Annotated in this window: 11 protein-coding genes; 3 read left to right on the forward strand and 8 right to left on the reverse strand. The window is 51.4% G+C overall.

Going from position 1 to position 19,338, the window contains the following annotated elements; all coding sequences use genetic code 11:
- Positions 1-106 precede the first annotated feature (106 nt).
- Positions 107-943 (reverse strand): carbohydrate ABC transporter permease, encoded by an 837-nt coding sequence (locus HFP08_RS13990; RefSeq protein ID WP_168121213.1) that lies wholly within the window; start codon positions 941-943, stop codon positions 107-109.
- Positions 944-955: 12 nt separating this feature from the next.
- On the reverse strand, positions 956-1,846 hold the full coding sequence (locus HFP08_RS13995) for a carbohydrate ABC transporter permease (protein WP_168121214.1): 891 nt from the start codon (positions 1,844-1,846) through the stop codon (positions 956-958).
- Between the two features lie 545 nt (positions 1,847-2,391).
- On the opposite strand from HFP08_RS13995, the gene HFP08_RS14000 reads away from it, so the two are divergent.
- The gene (locus HFP08_RS14000) at positions 2,392-2,727 is read left to right on the forward strand and encodes a hypothetical protein (protein ID WP_168121215.1); all 336 of its coding nucleotides are present in this window, start codon (positions 2,392-2,394) and stop codon (positions 2,725-2,727) included.
- Between the two features lie 214 nt (positions 2,728-2,941).
- On the opposite strand, the gene HFP08_RS14005 is transcribed toward HFP08_RS14000, so the two are convergent.
- Entirely contained in the window at positions 2,942-3,976 is a 1,035-nt protein-coding gene (locus tag HFP08_RS14005) for a cell wall hydrolase (protein WP_168121216.1), read from the reverse strand.
- A gap of 251 nt (positions 3,977-4,227) precedes the next feature.
- Here HFP08_RS14005 and HFP08_RS14010 point away from each other — a divergent pair, with 251 nt between their 5' ends.
- Together HFP08_RS14010 and HFP08_RS14015 are read left to right on the forward strand one after the other, a co-directional pair.
- Positions 4,228-4,794 carry a TetR/AcrR family transcriptional regulator gene (locus tag HFP08_RS14010; protein ID WP_168121217.1) on the forward strand — a complete coding sequence of 189 codons (567 nt, stop codon included), beginning with the start codon at positions 4,228-4,230 and terminating at the stop codon, positions 4,792-4,794.
- Positions 4,794-5,174, forward strand: a complete 381-nt coding sequence (locus HFP08_RS14015; protein ID WP_168121218.1) for a DMT family transporter — start codon at positions 4,794-4,796, stop codon at positions 5,172-5,174. Before HFP08_RS14010 ends, HFP08_RS14015 begins: the two co-directional genes overlap by 1 nt.
- 125 nt (positions 5,175-5,299) lie before the next feature.
- Here the strand turns inward: HFP08_RS14015 and HFP08_RS14020 are convergent, their stop codons facing one another.
- The 5 genes from HFP08_RS14020 to HFP08_RS14040 form a co-directional block, all read right to left on the reverse strand.
- Positions 5,300-9,184, reverse strand: coding sequence for a DOMON domain-containing protein (locus HFP08_RS14020; RefSeq protein WP_168121219.1), 3,885 nt, complete (start codon positions 9,182-9,184; stop codon positions 5,300-5,302).
- 377 nt (positions 9,185-9,561) lie between these two features.
- Complete coding sequence (locus HFP08_RS14025) at positions 9,562-11,199, reverse strand: type 2 periplasmic-binding domain-containing protein (protein WP_168121220.1); 1,638 nt, start codon at positions 11,197-11,199, stop codon at positions 9,562-9,564.
- 318 nt (positions 11,200-11,517) lie between these two features.
- Positions 11,518-14,940 carry an S-layer homology domain-containing protein gene (locus HFP08_RS14030; protein ID WP_168121221.1) on the reverse strand — a complete coding sequence of 1,141 codons (3,423 nt, stop codon included), beginning with the start codon at positions 14,938-14,940 and terminating at the stop codon, positions 11,518-11,520.
- 114 nt (positions 14,941-15,054) lie between these two features.
- A complete protein-coding gene (locus HFP08_RS14035; protein WP_168121222.1) occupies positions 15,055-16,158 on the reverse strand; it encodes a response regulator in 1,104 nt (367 codons plus the stop codon).
- Positions 16,159-19,131: a hybrid sensor histidine kinase/response regulator gene (locus HFP08_RS14040; RefSeq protein WP_168121223.1), complete on the reverse strand. Its 2,973-nt coding sequence runs from the start codon at positions 19,129-19,131 to the stop codon at positions 16,159-16,161.
- Positions 19,132-19,338: the final 207 nt, after the last annotated feature.

Genomic DNA, 19,338 nt, shown 5'->3' on the forward strand with positions numbered 1-19,338 from the left:
TGCAAATAACGGTCAATAAAACAAAGGAGACCCATAATCTTCTTTTGAGAGACATTGTTCTAAAAAAACGCTTCATAGGTCCATCGCCTCGATAGGTGGGATTTTTTCAGCCTTTGACGGAGCCGACTGTAACCTGCATGAAGGAACGGTTGGCGAACAGGTAGACGAGCAGCAAGGGCAGAATGGAAATACAGGCTCCCGCCAGCATCAATTGATTCTCCACGGCCGCTCCGGCGCCGTATCTAAGGCTCGCCAAGCCAACCGGAAGCGTCTGCAGATCCGGCCGCGTCAAGGAGAACACCAGCGGCAGAATATATTCATTCCACGCGCCACGGAAGGTGAACAGCGCGACAACCGCAAGCGCCGGTCTTAGCAGCGGCAAAATAATTCTCCAGAAGATCGAATAGAAATTACAGCCGTCGATTAGCGCCGCTTCGTCGAGATCCTTCGGGATGCCGCGGAAAAAACCGATTACCATGAAAAAAGCGGTGGCATGCGCGCTGATGAGAATGATTATGACACCCCATAATGATTTCTGCAAACCGATGGATACCATGAGATCGAATTGCGGACGCAGCACGACCGCGCCAATGGAAATGAACAGTGTAAACGACTGCAGAAAGATGAACAGCTTTTTCCCTCTGAACGCTGCGCGATCTACCGCATAAGCGGCCATGGACGCTACGAGCAAGGTGCCGATCGTCACGAAAACGGCCACATACATGCTGTTGAACGTGAAGCTGGAGAAATCGGCCTGGTTCCAGGCTTGCACATAATTATGAAATTGCCACTTGAGCGGAAGCAGAGTCGCTCCCGTCGTCAGCTCCAAATTCGACTTTAAGGACCCCAGCATAGCCATAACAATTGGAAAGAGCATCAACCCCGCCGTAACCAGCAGCAGTATCCAGACCGGCGTTCTTACTAGCATTTTACGAAATGACATGGTTCATCCCCCTTAATACACGTTGTTCAATTTTCTCGACATCCAGAAGTAGAGCCAGGTAATCATTCCGACAATGACTGCGGTCGTGAAGCCGATCGCGCTGCCGTATCCGATATTCTGAACGGAGCTGCCCGTTGTCGTCAGCGGGAAGAACAGCTTGTAGAGATACAGGTACATAACCTCCGTCTTGCCGAACGGCCCGCCCTCCGTCAACACCATGATGCTCTCGTAGCCCTTGAGCGAGGTCGTAATCGCCAGCATGATAATCATCTGCAGCACCGGCCCCAGCATCGGCACCGTAATGTACCATAATCGCTGCACGGGATTTACGCCATCCAGCGAAGCCGCTTCGTAGATATCCTCCGGAATGCTCTGCAGACCGGCGAGGAAGAGCAGCATATAATTGCCCACAGCTCCCCAGACCGCAATAATAATAATGGTTACCATCGCATAGGCCGCTCCCAGCCAGTCAATCGGACCGGAGACGAGGCCCAGCTTCATCAGGTATTGATTGATGATCCCGTTATAAGAGTTGAAGATAATATAGAACACAATGGACATAACCGACGCGCTAAAAATAGTTGGCAGAAAGAAAATCGCCCTGAACAAATGTCTGCCGCGCAGCTTGCGGTTCAGAATGACCGCCAGAATCAGCGATAATGGCAGCGTGATGATCAGCTTGCCTCCCGCATACACGAACGTGTTCACGACCGACTGCCAGAACTCGGTGTCCCTCGCGACTCTGGCAAAATTGTCAAGGCCGATGAATCTCGGCGTGCCAAAGCCCTGATAATCGTAGAACATATATCGAAGCGCCCAGATGATGGGATATATGCCGAGCGCCATCGTTAGAAAAAAACTCGGAAAGCTGAACAAATAAGCTCCAATTCGATTTTTACGCATGCTTTCATCTCCTCCAGTCTCGTAGCTCTATTGTATAAGAGGCTTGGGAGCAAACGGGATGGAGCAAACAATGAAGCAGGGGGGACGAAACGACTGGATCGGCGGGGAGGATCGCTGGGGGGAATCCAGAAGAGAAAATTGGTGGAGATGTCGGTAAAGAGGAAGCGAATTAGTGAAGGTGACCGAGGGGGGGGAAGTAGGCGGGGCAATAGCAGTCTTATAATGGAATTTCTCCAGCATATTTACTCATTTCCGCTTGCATCTCTTAATAAGCTGGAATACCTCCCTCTTATTTTCACATTTGGCATCAACTAACGGGAATTTGGCGAATAAGCTGGAGTTATTCCAGTACAAGTGGATTTATCGATTAATTCTTTAAATTATACTGGAGAAATTCCTGTTCAGGGGTTGTATCGAATTATTGTATCGTCAAATTAGATGCGTTTCCTCATACAAGAAAGTGCAACTAAAATGGAAGGCCATCCGAAGATGGCCTTTTTTCACGCACAATTTCAGATATACTTCTGAACCTTGGAGAGCGTAAAGTGACTGGGGAGGGGGCTACAAGTCGATATAATCGACTTGTAGCGCTTGAAATGCGCGGACACGGGGCCGCAAGTCGATATAATCGACTTGCAGCGCTTGAAATGCGCAGACACGGGGCCGCAAGTCGATATAATCGACTTGCAGAGCTTGAAGTGCGCGAAAACGGGGCCGCAAGTCGATATAATCGACTTGCAGAGCTTGAAGTGCGCGAAAACGGGGCCGCAAGTCGAATAATCGACTTGCAGAGCTTGAAGTGCGCGGACACGGGGCTGCAAGTCGATATAATCGACTTGCAGCGCTTGAAATGCGCGGACACGGGGCCGCAAGTCGAATAATCGACTTGCAGAGCTTGAAGTGCGCGGAGTGGAGAATCTCCGTCGTCCGCTCCTGGTCGAGTCGACCAGGAAAGTAAACAACTCCACACCGGCATTTTATAAATGCTATTATGGTGAAAAAGCCGTCAACTCATTGACGGCTTTTTCAATCGGTTTGTTCGATCGATATGTTTTACTACGCAAATATTTGGTTATGTTCATGGTATAGACAGCTTTACGCCGCAAACCGATGATGTCCGATGTCGGCAATCCTGTCAAGGCTGTTCCAGAACGAACCGCCCGTCACCTTCGGATTGTAGAAGTATACCGCATTCGCGACGTTGTTCTTGCCGTTCAACGCGTCCTTGGCCGCACGCAGCACGCTCTTGTTCGGAACGCTCTTGTCGAGCAGGCCGTTATGAGCCGGCGGGAATTGCTTGCCCGAGTAGATGACATCATGGATGGAGTTAGGAAAACTCTTGCTTTTCACGCGATTCAGAATGACGTTCGCCACAGCAAGCTGTCCTTCATAAGGCTCATAGCCCGCTTCCACCTGTACAATCTTGGCCAATAATTGCATTTCCGCATCCGTGAAAGGAGCGGCTGGATGCTCCAGAATGGAAGGCTTGAACGCTTCGGTCTCAACGTCCGCCGGCGCAGCTTCTTCGCTTGCCGCAGCGTCCGCCTGATCCCCAGCGTCCTGGGCCGCGACAGAAGCCAACACGATGCCCGCATCCCCTCCGTTTTCCTTCACGGCGGCTTCCGCTTCCGCGGATTCAGCTTTCGCTGCTGCCGCAGTCGTCAACTCCGCGATCCGCTCCTCGTTGTTCCACTTCACGCTCGCTCGCAATAATTCCGCGACCTGGCGAAGCGGCACATAGGTCCGCTCGTTCTCAATGAACGGCGCATCCTCCAGAATATAACGCCCGTCGTTGAAGTAGACGGTAGGCACCTCGATTCCTAACACAATTTTATCACCAAAAGTTGTTTTGATTGTTGCTTCCTGATTCACCTTATCCCAGCTTACCGCCGCGCCAAACATCTTGGCAACGGGAGCAACGGGCAGGAACATTCGTTCATTCTTAATGAGCACAGGCTCGCCGAGATTGAGCTGCTCTCCATTCAGCGTTATGGACACGTCACTCGCAACGCTCGCTTTCGAAGCGGTTGCCGCAAATGCGGTCAAAGGCGAGACGCATAGCAGCATGACGGCCATAAGGCATGCAAGCATGATTCTGCTATTTCGATTTTCAAGGTTTGTTCTAAGCATAGTACCTCCCAGAAGTTATAGGTATGTGTTAGACCCACTCATGATCCTGCGATCAATTATAACACAGCTCCGTACCCAAGGAAGATTAACAATTTCACAGAAAACGGGCAAATTTGGTTCAACATCCATTTGGGATCTGCCATTTGAGAAATATTTCTTTAAGCTAACGGAAGTTATGCTTGGTAAAGAAAACTTTACTACCTTGAAATAAAACCGTCTGGACGGTACAATAAACATGGGTGATAAAATTTATGAAGCCAACTAAAAAAGATCTGAAGAGAGACCTCATCCTTAAAACGGTTTCGCAAATTGTAAATGAAGAAGGTGTTGAAAAGTTAACACTTGAGGCAGTTGCCCAAAAGGCAGGCATCAGTAAAGGAGGATTGCTGTACCATTTTCCCAATAAGGATGCTTTGGTACTAGGGGCAATCGAGCAGTTGTCCAATAACTATGTCGAAGCGTTTAATAAGAGGGCAATTAACGATCCAAATACAACTGGCAAGTGGACGAGATCTTATATCGAAACCTCGTTACTCGGAGAAAGCCGCGTGAATGATCTATATACGGCGATATCAGCTGCTCACTTTACGAATCCCGAAATGCTGCAACAACTGCAGTACTCTTACTCCGAGATTCAGGAGAAAATTGAAAATGATGAACTAGACCCCGTTCGTGCTACGCTTGTTCGATTAGCAGTAGATGGTCTTTGGTTTGCTGATATGTTCGGGCTGGCTCCTCCCAGAGCAGAATTAAGACAAAAGGTCATCGAAGAATTAAAAGAGGTTGTTCAAAAAGCAAGTATACAGGAGGTAAAATAATGGCGTATTTATTCTTGGCAATCTCTATCGCTGGAGAGTTAATCGGTACATCGATGCTTAAAGCATCTCAGGGGTTTACTAAACTGTATCCAACTCTCTTCACGATTGTCGCGTTTTGTTGCTCGTTCTTTTTTGTATCGCTCGCACTCAAGACTCTTCCCTTAAACATGACTTATGCCATTTGGTCAGGTGTAGGGGCAGTAGCAACAGCGCTTATTTCTGTGTTGATTTGGAAAGAGAAGATAAACACAGGTAGCATCGTTGGAATTGCTTTGATTGTTATTGGGGTAGTCGTATTAAACTTGTTCGGAGCTGGACATGGCGAGACGAAGAATACAACAGCTTCTGCAAGTTCGATGATTCAGGAGAAAGCCCGTTAAACTAACGAAAAACATTCGTTCAATAAAACAGCGACAATTCAGGACTTTATTTCTTATCCTGCATTGTCGCTGTTTCGATATTGTATCCCTCTAATCCATCATTTTCTGCTGACTTCGTATTTGCCTCACAAACCGGGAATCTTCACCATAATCGTATCCTCGCTGCCCCGTAAATACGACTCGTCATTCTGTTCAAACACCGCTTTCCAGTTTACGGGCAATTGAAAGCCGCTTAAATGGTCTGCCTCCAAAATCGGAAACAATAAGGTTGCGTCCCCGTTCGCATCCGTCATCGCACTGCCCAGCTCCATGCTCGAGAAGTAGAAGGAAATCGACTCTCCTTCTATTCCCGCGCCCGCGCTGTCCGTCAGCCTTGCATGAAATGCAATTTTTCCTTGCTTAAGCTTCAGCTTCGGCTCCGTGATCTGAAGAGCCGTGCTTCCATAGATACGGAATGCGGCAGCGGCGGCGGCCGCATTGCCGGCGTAATCCTCTGCCTGAACGTTTAAATGATAGGCTCCCTTGTCAACAATCGAAGAATCGCCCGCCCAGTCCCTGTCATTCAGGGACACGGAGCTTCGCTTAAGACCGCTCCCCGAATCCGTTACCTCAACGACTGGCATCGCCTGATCCGTATAGTCTCCTCCGTCCTCCACACCGGCAATGCTGATTAGCGGCATCTCCAGGTCCGGTGCCTGCAGCTCCATCGGCTTGAACAAGGAAGCCTGCTTGCTCGATCCGACCCCGCTTCCCCATTCCACATAGCCTCTGCGCAGACCGGTGTCGTTCTCGTTCACGACAATGGAGAGACTGAGCAATCCGTCTTCCGGAACAATCGGACCGAGCTCCTCCCATGGCAGCGCGAGTTGATAGAGCGTATCCTTGTTCTCCTCGTCTCTGACGATGGAGAGGGACACATCCCCATTCGTTACCGGTCCCGTCAAATGTCCCTGCGGAGCGAGCCATCTGTACAGCTCCGTGCCTTGACTCGTCTGCGACATCCCGTATTCATACCACTCGGCTTCCTCTCCCGGCATGCCCTCGGAGACGGCGAATTGAATGCTGTCGCCCGCCCAGATCCGGTCGCCTTGATTCGGCTGCGAGTAGAGATCGTCATGCACGCGCGCATAGAGGTAGAATTGCTCATTGTCGTAGGCGACCCACAGCTTGCCGCTGAAATCGTCGGCATCGCCTTGATCGGTTATGCGCGAATGCACATCCGTCACCAGATCGATGCCCGAGAGGCCTTCGGTATCCGACATCGTATCCAAGGTACGATAGGGCAGCTGCACTCTTGTCGCAGCCGGCACATGCTTCACTGTTCCGCTTGTCGTCAGGACGGCTCCATCCTCCATCTGCAGCGTGAATTGATAGGGCAGCAGCGTATCCTGTGGAACATCAGCAAGCGAGTAGTCGATCTCGATCTCTCCTCCGCCCTCGATGCTGTCGTCATAATCAGTGGAGCCGGATGCCGAGCCAATCTCCCAATCCATATGGGTCAGCGTGCGCGCAAGCTCCCTCTCGTTCTTAACCGTGATGGCAATCATATCCTCGCCGCCGCGCAGCACATGCTTCGACGACACGTTCTCGGAGTCGAGCACCGTGACCTTGGCCGTCAAGCTTCCGACAACCTCTCCGTTCACGCTTAACAGCGTATTCGCCTGCCACTCTCCCGGCTGCGCTTTCGCCGCGAATACGGACTCGTAGGAACCCGCCGACGTAATGTTCGCGGATTGCGTCTCGCCCTGGAAGCTTGTCACGGCGGAAACCTCCTCCTCCAGACTGCCTGCCTGAAGCGTTAGACGAATGGGATCGCGGGTCAGCACGGATGCGTCCGAAAGCGAGAATGGACTGCTGTTTGTAATGACATGGATGCCGCCTTGCACGAAAAGCGGCTCCCCCGTCAAGGTCAGATAGATTTTGCCGTTCCATGGCGTATACGTGGTCGAGCGTCCCATCATGTCCGTCACTGTCAGAGGCATGTCGCTCGACAACGTGACATTCCTCTTCTGCAGCGACCACAGCACATGCAGAGGCTCCCCGTTCTTCGTGAAGCTGTAGTCGTAGACGCCGTCTTGCACGCTTTGCGCCGCAGGCTCCGCGCCTGCAAGCTCCCTGGTCGTCATGGACAAAGCGACAAAACCGGGCTTCGGCGTATAGGCCCCGAGCGTATCTCCCGTATTATGAATAATGCCGAAATTATCTTCGTTGGACAGCTTGTCGGTTCCCGAATTCATCAGATTGTACCAATAGATCTGCTCCACGCCCGCGGAGATGCCAAGCACGTAGGTTCTGATCAAATAAGCCGCCTGCGTCATCTCGTCCACGCCCGTCGGATTGTCGTGCGTCGGCCAGCCGATTTCGGAGAAGCGGACGGGAATCTCCTTGCCGCCACTGTACGTATCGATCAAGTTCTTCAAATCGTTCAATTGCGGCACTAATCCTTCCGGCGTGTCCGGGTACCGGTACGGGTGGACAGACAAGCTGTCCATATAGTCCAAGCCGCCGAGCTGGAACAGCTCCTCGAGCCAGTCGAGCGGAACGCCAGCGGTTGCGCCCCCGACAACCTCGAATCTCGAATCAACAGACTTGATTGCTTCATACCCCTTCTTCAGAAGATCGTAGTAAACATCGGACCTCGATGCCGCGGGACCTGATCCGCCGAAATAAGGCAGATTGAATTCGTTCCAAATCTCTCCCTCATGAAGCTGCGAGGGGAATTTCTGCAGCATCGCCTTCACGTAGTTGCCATAGGCAAGATGCGCCGCCTCCGTGTAAGGCATCTGGCCGCTGTCATAATATTGGTTGCTGAAGGCGAACACGAGGAATGGATTCAAGCCAAACTCCTTCAGAGCCTGCATCGGCAAAGACGTCTTTGGCGTGAAGGTGTATTGCCCTCGATTCAGCTCCACTTCGGACCAATAGAAGGAATCCCGCACATTGCTTACACCCGCTTCATTCAGAAGCGGTATCATCTCCTTGTTCCAATTTATGCCGAAATGCGTCTGAATGCCAAACGGCGAATCTCCCGCCGCACTGGCGTCGAAATCAGGCAGCACGGCGAAGGTCGTGTCGAGCGACTTGATGGCAGCCCCGCTCAGCGTTGCCGTAAGATGCAGCTTGTAATAGCCGTCCTCGGGCACCGTGACCGCAAGCTGGCGCGAGCCCCCGGTTACCGCCGTGTCGCCCTCGGCAGCAATATCGCCCCAAGCGTTCACCGCACTCCAATGAACGGCATCGCCACGGGTAAGCACATTGATCAGGGCGGTTCGACTTCCGGTGAACACATTGCCTACCTGCTGCTGGGATACCTCCAGATCGGCCGGAGTCACAAGCGCGCGCAGATTGTCAAAGCGAATCGTTCCGATTTTATTGCTTGTTTTCATCGAAACGCCCGTCAGCTTGATCGTAATTTTCTTCAGCGGGCCATGCCATACCCCGTCATTGCTGCCGCCCCACTTCGTATAATTGATTCCGGTTGTGAAGGAATTCACCGTTACTTGCTGCCAGTCAGGGGAGGCTGCAAGCTGGATGGTCTGCTGATGATTCTGATTCGAATTATCGAGCAGCACAAGATCGAACTTGGCGACATCCTCCGTCTTCACCCAGAAGGTGAGCGCATTCGCGTCGACGGGAAGAATCCGTTTGAACAAATACTTCTCGAGCGTTGCATAGCTGTTGCGATACCAAGAGCCCGTGCCGAAATTAAGCTGAAGCTCCCCGGATTGATTGCCCGACTGCGCGCCCCCGGCTGCTCTCGTGAACTCCCCGTTCCCCAGCGATCCGCCGCTTCCGATCAAGAAATCCCAGGTTTCGTTCGAGCTTTCGAAATCACCGAGCACGATTTCGGCCTCTCCCGCTCCGTCGGCATGCGCCACGGGCATCCCGGCTTTCACGGGTTTCGGCATATACGGAAGGCTGCTTGGCAAGAGCATAAGACCAAGCAGCAGACATGCGCTCAGCAGCATGCTCAGCGACATATTTGATAGCGCTTTCAAACTTCTTTTCATAAAAATCGCACCCTTCTATTAGCTTATAGGATTCCCTTTTGAGAGGAAGATAAACTTTTTGCGTTAATTACGAATTTGCATCAATTAGTAGAGAAGCTCAGCTGTTATGCGCTAGTATGATGCTTGCGAGAGCTTATTCTTGTTTCCGAATCAGCAAAAAGACGCGTACGAAGGGTTCACTCGTCTCCGATTGGTAGAGTGTCCTGTACGCGTCCATTGCATCGATATGTTGTTCCGAATAAGTTCCGCTTACTGTGATAGGACTGCCATTCATGCCTTACGTGCCATTCGTTCCATAATCCTTTCTCAATCATCCCCCCTTTACGGCTCACATACTGCCGAGCTTACGCATATTCCGCCTTGTATATTCTATATCCTTACTTTAAATATCCCAGCTCCTTCAGCTGCGTCTGCGCTGCTTCGACTAGCATATGATTGTTGAACGTTCCGTCGAGCGTCTTCAGGAAAGCGTCGTATTCGCTCAGAGGTCGCTTGCCGTAGACAAACTTGGTGATCTCCTCCTGCGCAAATTTGTCAGCATCCACGCCGCTGAAGCCCTCCGGTATGGAGATGAATGAGTTGTAAATCTCAATGCGCGGCTGGTTGATGCCGGTGTCGATCTCCGCACTCTGCTTCGCGAATTTCACTTTGAGGTAGGTCAGCTCCGGCCTTCCAATAATCTGATAAGGCCATACATAACCGGCTTCCTTGCCCATCAGCTCCGTCGCGACGACCTTGTCGCCCTCCATATTGTAATGTCTGCCCTCGATCCCGAATTGCACCAAGCGCAAGCCTTCGTCCGAGCCGATATAATTAATCAGCTTCAGCACGGCCTCCAGCTTCTCGGGATTTTTCTCCAGCGCCTTCGGCAAGGTCACATAGCCGCTCGTGCGTCCAATATCATTATTTCCGGCGAACCCCGTGCCGCCTGGCCCCTTCAGCGCGCCAAGCTGCACCCATTCCGCATTCGGGTTCGCCGCCTTCATCGCCGCGATCTTGTCATCCTTCGCCATCTGCGACCAGTCCGTGAAGACGATGCCCGAGAAGCCCTGATAAAGGCGATCGTAATTCTTGTTCACCAGCAAGTCGGGATCGACGACGCCCTCATCGAAGAACTTCTTCACGAAAGTCAGGGCGTCCTTCGTGCGAGGATCATAGAGACCGTCGATCAACTCATTATTTTCGATGGAGAAGGTGTTCCAAGCCCCCGTCGATCCGAAGGCGGAGAAGATGCCCTGGAAGTTGCCGACTACACCCGCGCCGCCAATGCCGGATACGCCGTACGTATCCTTCTGCCCGTTCCCGTCGGGATCATCCTCGCGGAACGCGATCGCCGTTTGCAGCAATTGCTCGGCCGTCGTCGGCACCTCTAGCTTCAGATGATCGAGCCAATCCTTGCGAACCCAGAAGTTGGACGCCGTCGGATTCGGCTCCTTCACAATGGCGTACAACTTGCCGTCGATCGTCCCCTTCTTCACGTTGTTCTCCCCGACAAACGCGATTGCATTCGACAGTTGATCCAGATACGGCGTCAGATCAAGCAGCAGATTGCTGTCCGCGTATTGCTCGAACATGCTCTTGTCCGGCAGCTCCATCACGTCAGGGAAGTTAGCCGCCGCGACACGCGTGTTGAGCTGATTTTTCATATCGTCCTTATTCGCTGGGAGGCTTAAGTTCATGTTCACATTCGTCGCTTTCCGAATTTCGTCCTTGACGAAATCATCCTCGGGCAGCGTCGCTCCTGAGCCAACCTTGAACACCTCCACGTCAACCGGCTTCGGAGCCTGTGTCTCAACAGGCGCGGCGGTCGCGGTCCCATCCCCCGGCTGGTTCGTCGCAGCCGGCTGAGTCGAGCTTCCTCCATTGTTCGTCCCCGAATTTCCGTTCGAGCATGCCGCGAGCGCTGCTGCCATCACCGTGATGAGCAGCAGAGACGTCCAGCCTTTTGCCCGACTTCTCTTCTCCATCGCTTCGCCATTTCTCTTCCCCATAGCTTCACCGATTCTCTTCCCCATAGCTTCACCCCTCGTTTTCGTCTGCCTTAACTATACCAAGAACGAAGGGAGCGGTTTACGATCATAATTATGGGTTTCCTTGCACAATTTTAAGGGGTATGAGAAGCGAAGCAAAACTCTGTTGCGTAAGCCAAACGGTGAGCGCCGTTAGTGCTGGTAACCAGCTCTATTTTTTGATGCGAGCGGGCTGGCGAATCCTCTTTTGTGTTTGAGTTGCTCATCGTACGATATGTGGTTGACAAAAAAAGGAGCAATCCTTCGCAAACAGCCGCCGCTGCCAGAAGGATTGCCCCGTTTATTAAATCAGATTTGTTTTCTTTAAATCAAATCCGACTTTTGAAGCAGTCGCTCAACAATCGCAGCCACTTCCGCTCTTGTCATATCCGCCTTCGCTGCCAGCTCCATGTCGCTTCTTCCTGACACGACGCCTGCTTGCAAACAGTCGGCAATGCTGCTCTGCGCCCAATCGGATACCTCTGACGCATCCCTGTACGAGCTAAGAATCGATTCGGCCAATTGAACAGATAATTGCTCGTTCAACTTGGTAATCTTCATCGCTTTCGCGATAATGACCATGGCTTCTTCTCGCGTAATCTTATCATTCGGCCGGAAGCTTCCATCCTCGAATCCACTAATCAAATGATAAGCATATGCGGTGTGAATCGCACTGCTGTACCATGCTGATTCCGTCACATCCGAGAAGGGAGTCGCTCCGTTCTCAAGCTTAATTCCCAGTCCGCGAACGATAATCGCCGCAAATTCGGCGCGGGTGATCTCGCGATCGGGACTAAAAAGCCCATCTCCATTGCCGTCAATGACCATCCGCGATCCCATGTCATTAACAACGTCCCTCGCCCAATGGTTCGACATATCGCTAAAGGCCAAGGGATGCCATACGACCGAATAAGTACTGTTGGTCAGACTGTTGATGACCGCAAAATATTTCCCATCGTCTTTAACTATCTTGGTCGGCACATGGCGGACAGTTCCGTCCGGCTCAATCACAACGCCTGTAGTAATCTTGCTCGGATCAACATCATCCGGCAATGCGATTGCGCGTTCCACATAGGCATTGAATGTGGTCACTTCCTGCGTGCTGTCGCCATAAACGGCACTAACCTTGAAATCGAGCGGCGGTACCGCCAGCGAAAATCCAATTTTCTCCGCAGCTTGTTCCACCGTCTGCATCTCGTTCCCTGAAGGCTTGGCAATTTCAACACGAACTGTAATATCCTTCAGCGACATATTTTCTCCAAAACGCTCTGCAAGCTCGTCCATATTGATCTGAACGGCAGGCAGCCGATAGGTAGCTTGATCCATGCGAATTTCGAGAACGGCTTGACGCTCTTCCATCGCTTTGACGAACTGGCCAGTCAGCTCTCCCACGAAAGCGTCGCTGTCTGTCAGGATCGGAATCGTAATAATCGCTCCGTCGCCCTCTGTATCAAGCTTCGTCCGAAGCTTGTCTTCATCTGCCCGGACAGTCGTCACCTTCCTGCCGTCCAACACTTCCGTAACAGCCGTTCCCACTTGTTCCGAACGGCCGTTGATCAGTACCTCGACCCCAGATTCGGGACTCGAAGAGGAGGTGTCTCCGCTGTCCTGATGGTTGTCCCCTCCTTCTGAGGACGCCGCAGGCATAACGCTTGCTTCATTCGATGCCGCGCTCTCTCCGCCGTCATTGCCTGCTTTGACGACAAAATAATAAGTGGTTCCATTCGTAAGCCCTTGCACGTCGTAAACGGCGTCTGTCACCGTCGCAAGCGGCTCAGCATCATACGCTCCGCTGAATGTCGACATATAAACGTTGTAATAAACCGCATCCGTCACCGTGCTCCAGGTCAGATTAGCCTTCCGGTCTCCCCCTGCCGCAGACAATTGCGGACTCGCAGGCGCATTCGGCAAAGCAACAACCTGCGTGACTGTGAACGACACATCCGTCATATCATCAGCGGAAACCGTAACCGTCGCCGTGAAGGTGCCCGCTTCCAGCCCCTGCTTCGATGAAATCGCAACAGAAGTGGATTGTCCCGAGCTCAGCTCCGACTTTTCAGGAGAACCAAGATTGAAAGCTTCCGCATCTTGTCCGCTCAGGGAAACCTCCAGGTTCGCAAGCTCAAGCGTGCCGTTATTGATAATTTCCACCGACTTGGACGATGGAACGCTGTACCCCAAAATCAACGGCGCAAGAACCTGATCGCCGATTGCCGCGATTGTCCCCTTCTCCTTTATCGTATACGTGAAGGAGACCGTCTCGCTTTGCAGCATATTGTCCGCAATAGCCAGCACCTTCACGGTCACCACACTATCGGGCTCTCCAGTAATCATCACACTTGAGCCTTTCGAACTGCTCAATGTCGGCTCGCTGCCGTCCTTGGTGTAATAGAATACCGCTCCCGGCGTTATGCTGGAAAAGACAATTTCGCTATGGTTAGCAACCTCGCTTCCGCTAGGCGGATTGGCGGTCGGAGCATCTGTCGCCGGCGGCAAGACTAATAAAGTCACATACTGGGTTGCCGTGCCGCCATTTCCATCATCCACCTTAATGGAAAGGTTATCATTGCCGAAATATCCTGTGTCCGGCGAATACGTAATCGTGCCCCCCGGCGTAATATCCGTGCCGCCGCTTGCCGCCGTCGCTCCGGCAATATCGACCGTGCCATGGCTAGGCGCCTGATCAAGCGTCCAAGTCAAGGTCTGTCCCGTATCGGGATCGCTGATATGGAGCAGGCTAGAGATGTCCTTCGCTCCATCGCCTTGCGACATCATCAGAAAAGTATCATCGCCAATGAAAACCGGCGCGACATTCTGTCCTAAAACACTGACAAAGCTCCCTTGCGAATCAAATTTCAATATATTGTTTTTGTCGGTATCCGTCACATAGATATTGCCATCATTGTCTGACGCAACATGATGCAGAGAGCTTGTACCCGAATGCTGAAGCGTCATCGCATAGCTGCCGTCGTTATTAAAAACCTGCACGCGCTGATTACCCGAATCGACCACGTACAAACGGTCGCTGCTATCTACGTACAGACCGAATGGTTTATTGAAGTGACTGTTATCCGTTCCTGACACATGAAGCTCGCCTATCGTCTTCTCCTGTACATAAGTACCCGAACCATTCTTCTTGTACACGAATACCGCGCTATTCCAATATTGAGAAACGTACAGACGTCCCGAGGAGTCTGTCGCAAGTCCCATCGGTCTGTCGCTCGTATGAATGATCATGGTAACCGCAGCCGTATCGAGATCAATTTGATAGACATTGTTTTCGTTCTGATCCGAGACGAACAAATGCCCATTGTGGTCCATGGTTATAGCTTCGCGCGTTGAAAATGGCTGCGACGGAAGCGTAATCGTACGCTGATAAATCCCCTCACTGTCAAACGCCTGGATCCGATTATTGTTGAAATCCAACACATAGATTTGCCCTGTCGATGAATCAACCACGACGCCTATCGGATTTTTGAGATGATCGTTATCGTCTCCAGGCACTCCCTTCTCCCCAAGCGTCATTGCCACGGTCTCATCCGCATTGAAAATCTGTATTCTATGATTGCTCCAGTCTGCCACATAGATTTTTTCTCCGTCTGAGGCAATGCCATACGGCGTATACAGATCCCAACCCGGCTTTGTTAGAATCTGCCCTCCACCCGCGCCTGCGTAGACGTCAACGCCCCCCGAGAGAGACATCGCAAAAATCGTCATTATCGTTATTATCGCCATCCACTTCCGCATCGCTGTCATCCTTTCACTGTTTGGGCAACCGAAAAAAACGTCAAAATTTGTCGGTTTCCAATCCATTGTACAAGGCTGCGATAAACAGAAAATAAACGCGGACTAGGGTTATGATCAATCTATTAATGGGGACATTAAGCGGGTAACTTCGGGAGCAGGAGCAAAGCCGAGCTCGCTCGACAGCGCCTCCCGCAATTGCTGGTAGCAGCGGATCGCCTCCGTTCTCCTTCCCTGACAAAGGCAGAGCCGAATGATTTCCTCATACACATCCTCCCGGAGCTTATCCATTTCAATCATTTTGTAAAAATAAAGCAAGGCCGCATCATGCTTCGCTTCGGTCAGACTATTGTGCGCCGCCCTTTCCAATACACGCAGATAAGCTTGCTCATAATGCCGCGCCAGCTCCATTGCCCAGAGATAATCCCTTCCATAAAGAAGCGGCCCGCCGTACAGCTCTGCCATCTGCTCGATTAACCCCGTCTCGGTAAGTTCATCCGCTTCCGCTTGTTTGTTCAGCTTTTCAAACGCATACAAGTCGCAATAAAATCGGCTTTGCTCCATGCGAAATTCATTGCGGTCGGTATAAATAAAGGAATCCGCTTTGCTGATTCCGAGCGCTTTTCGAATATAGTACAAGCTGCTGTTCAGGTTACGCAGCGCTTTCTCATAGGTCAGTGTCGGCCATAGCGTTTCGATGATTTCGTCACGGCTTACCGCCTGTTTGCATACCAGAAAGGCTAATAGCTCCTCAGTCTTCTGTCCGCGCAATTTTAGCGGAACCCGGTTTAAGCCGCCTGAGCAAATTCGAAGGCCATTGAACAGGAAGAGGGATATATCCGCAGTTCCCTCCGTCATCCGATGGTTCTTCCGAATTTTCAACAAGGTTTGTTCCAACCGCGCTTCTTCAACCGGCTTCATCAGATAATCCAGTGCATTCCTGTCAAACGCCTGAACCGCATATTCCCCGTATCCCGTTACGAAAACAATGCTCATGGCATCATTCAATTCATGCAGCATAGCGGAAAGCCGCATGCCGCTAAGCTGAGGCATCGTAATATCAAGAAAAGCCGCATCCACCCCATTCTCCCGCGCATAGTCATAGGCTTCCTGCGGCTGCTGGAAGACTCCGCAGATTTCGATCCATGAGGTTTTCGACAACAAGCGGCTCAGCCGCTTAATTGCCCAATCCTCGTCATCGACGATAATCGCTTTAAGCATCTATCGTTCCTCCTCCTTCAGCGGGAGTTGAAACCAGACCTTCGTGCCTCGTCCCGCCGCGCTTTCAATATGAATATCCTCTCCATACAGCAGTTTCAATTGCTTGCGGATATTCCACAGCCCCACGCCTTTGCTGTCCGTCTCCTCCTTCAGGATAACCTGCAGCTTTTCCTCGGGTATGCCGCAGCCATCATCTTCAATGGCGCAGTAGAGATCGCCGTTTACCGCTTGCACGCGAACAGTAAGCTTCACCCTGCCGCTTCTCGTACCGGCCATCACGCCATGTCTGATCGCATTTTCCACGAGCGGCTGCAGAATAAGAGAAGGAATGCGAATCATCTCGTCTGCCTCTATTTCATATTCCATTTGCAATCGCGAACCAAATCTCGACAGCTCGATGCACACATACGCTTCAACAAGCTCAAGCTCGCCGGCCAGCGTTGTATAAGAATTCAGCGCTTTGAAGTCGAAGCTCTTCCGCAAGTAGCGGGACAGCTCCAGAATAAGCCGTTCAGCCTGATTCGGCTCGGTGACGCACATCTCGGCAATTGCGTTCAACGCATTGAACAGGAAATGCGGCTTGATCTGCGAACGCAGGAACGAAATCTCGGCTTGCTTGGCCTGCTTGACGAAAGCGCGCAAATTAACCAGACTTTGCACCCGCGCAACCAGTTCCTCCGCTTCAAACGGCTTGCCGACAATATCATTAGCGCCGTTCTCCAAAGAAAACCTTATATCCTCCAAACGGTTTCTCGCTGTCAGCATAAGAATTGGCAATTCAAACATGGAGAACCGACTTCGCAATCGGGCAAGCAACTCATAACCGGATATATCCGGCATCATAATATCCAGAATAACAAGGGAATACGCCGCAGGATTTCGCGAGATTTCCTCCCATGCCGTCTCGGCGCTGTTGACTGCCGTATATCCGTATCCCTGAAGCTGCATCAGATTCATCATCGTCTGAAGGTTGGCGGAATCATCATCCACGATGAGAATGCTGCCTTGGTCCGCTCCTTGTACGCGAATAGGAAATACAAGCGATTGGGCTCTGTCGACGAATGGCAAAGCAAGCTCCGTCTTATCGGCATCAGCTCCCGGCTCCGCAGAATCGAACAAGGGAAGGGTAAAGTAGAATGACGCTCCTTCGCCGACCGCGGATTCAACATGAATCAAGCCACCATGGAGCTCCACCAGCTTCTTCGCTATGCCCAGACCCAGACCGCTGCCGCCCTTCCAAGCCGTTGTATCCGCTTGCTCGAACGGCGCGAAGATGCGGGCTTGCTGCTCAGGCGCAATTCCAGGTCCGCTGTCGGCAACGCAGATCTCCGCATGGTTCCGAATCACTCTGGCAGATATCTTTACCGAACCGCTTTCCGTAAATTTAACCGCGTTGCCGATCAGATTATGCAGAATTTGATTGAGCCGCCCGGCATCCGCGAAAACCGCGGGAAATGGCTTCCCTATCGCATTCTGAATGGATAGGGGCTTGTCTTGCAACAAGAAGCGATGCATGACGACAACCGATTCCGTTGCTGCTTTAAGATCGAGACCGGTCTTGTTCAAGCTCACATCGCCATGCTTTATTTTCGAATAGTCTAATATATCATTAACCAAGGAGGTCAGTTTCCTACCGCTGGCTGCGATGATTGCAAGATTCTTCGCTTCCTCCTCTCTGACTGGACCGCTTACACCCTGGACCATCGTATCGGCAATATTAATCATTGCATTGAGCGGCGTTCGCAATTCATGAGATGTATTGACCAGGAAATCATCCTTTATTTTGTCCGCAAGGAGAAGCTGGTCCTTCATCGCTTCAACCGTGCGGTAAGCCTCGAAGAAGCGCATGACGACGAGCGCGATCAACAATAGATTAAAGACGACAAGAAAGAATTGTCCCGCGCCGATGCCGGATCGGAGGGAATAGGCATACAGAATGACGTCCACCGAATACAGATTGATGCATAGAACAGCAGTGAAGAGCAGCAGCGTCCTTGCGTTATGCTCCTTGCCGCGAATATAGATCAGACCGATTCGAATCATAAGTCCGATCATCAGCGATTGATAGACGACAATTACGATCGAATACACAGGAATGTACATTGGAATCGGAAGCAAAGCCACCAGAAAGCAAGCTCCCCCAAGAATAAAGGCAACCCCCTGCGCAATCCGCAAAGAGACCTTATTCTTGCGAAGCTGATAGAATACGAGGGTCAGCAAAATAGAGGATAATAAAGAAATGATATCCTTGATTCGGTAGATGACGCCAAATGGAGTACCGTCAAACAGAACAGCCAAGGGACGCTCCCCCATCAGACCATTGTAACAAGCAAACAGGAAAACGAAAATTGCAAAAACCAGCAGCGAATTATCCTTGCTGCCGTAATGAATCGTTGCAAGAAAGCAAAGCAAATAAATGAGACCCAGGCTGACAAGAATACCAATGACGATAAATTGCCATGCGGTGCGCTGCTGTTGCTTGGACAGTATGACTGCCTGCTCGCCGAACTCGATCGGCGCGGTGATTCCCGCATTGATGTACTCGAAATTCGCAACCTGCACAATAAGCTCAACTTCATTGTCGTTTGAAGCGAAGGCGCCCATCCGGGGCGTGTTGCCCGATCTAAAAGCCTGCTTGTCCGTCGACGGATGGCCGTCCTCCAACAGCTTCTTGCCGTTAACATAAATGGCGCTCGCAAAGCGAATGCCGGCTGTCTTTAGCGCGTAGACGCCATCCGCGGGCAAATGAGCGATTCGCAATCGATAGGTGGCGGCGCCATAGGCCTGAAGCGGTTCTCCGTCTGCGACTTTGCTATTCCATGCGGCAGGAACCTGTATATAGTCCGGTTTAGAAATTGTCTGACTGCCCTTTTGAAAGTCAGTCGGAGACAGCAGCTCCCCCCAATAAAACTCCCATTCTCCGTCCAGTACAATCCGCTTGTCCCGCTCCGAATTCCACGAAGACAAGTCCATCACGCCCCTCTCGGCCCGTAACTTCATGGATGATTGAGGCTGATCCCATAGTTGAATCAGGGGAAATACGAGAAGCGCGGATAATATAAGGATGCATATTCCCATTGCTCGTCTAAACAAGAAGCCCGCCTCTTTCGATAATCAGGATGATTCGTACCAATCTATTAAAGCAAATCATAACACTAGAAAAATGAGTTGGACAACCAT

Origin of the sequence: Paenibacillus sp. HB172176, from assembly GCF_011947265.1 — a bacterium.
Taxonomy (GTDB): Bacteria; Bacillota; Bacilli; order Paenibacillales; family Paenibacillaceae; genus Pristimantibacillus.

Coding starts and splice junctions, on each gene's coding strand:
- HFP08_RS14040 (WP_168121223.1), bottom strand. CDS start 19,131: ATGGACTTGTCTTCGTGGAATTCGGAGCGGGACAAGCGGATTGTACTG.
- HFP08_RS14030 (WP_168121221.1), bottom strand. CDS start 14,940: ATGCGGAAGTGGATGGCGATAATAACGATAATGACGATTTTTGCGATG.
- HFP08_RS14020 (WP_168121219.1), bottom strand. CDS start 9,184: ATGAAAAGAAGTTTGAAAGCGCTATCAAATATGTCGCTGAGCATGCTG.
- HFP08_RS14005 (WP_168121216.1), bottom strand. CDS start 3,976: ATGCTTAGAACAAACCTTGAAAATCGAAATAGCAGAATCATGCTTGCA.
- HFP08_RS14025 (WP_168121220.1), bottom strand. CDS start 11,199: ATGGGGAAGAGAATCGGTGAAGCTATGGGGAAGAGAAATGGCGAAGCG.
- HFP08_RS14015 (WP_168121218.1), top strand. CDS start 4,794: ATGGCGTATTTATTCTTGGCAATCTCTATCGCTGGAGAGTTAATCGGT.
- HFP08_RS14035 (WP_168121222.1), bottom strand. CDS start 16,158: ATGCTTAAAGCGATTATCGTCGATGACGAGGATTGGGCAATTAAGCGG.
- HFP08_RS13990 (WP_168121213.1), bottom strand. CDS start 943: ATGTCATTTCGTAAAATGCTAGTAAGAACGCCGGTCTGGATACTGCTG.
- HFP08_RS14010 (WP_168121217.1), top strand. CDS start 4,228: ATGAAGCCAACTAAAAAAGATCTGAAGAGAGACCTCATCCTTAAAACG.
- HFP08_RS13995 (WP_168121214.1), bottom strand. CDS start 1,846: ATGCGTAAAAATCGAATTGGAGCTTATTTGTTCAGCTTTCCGAGTTTT.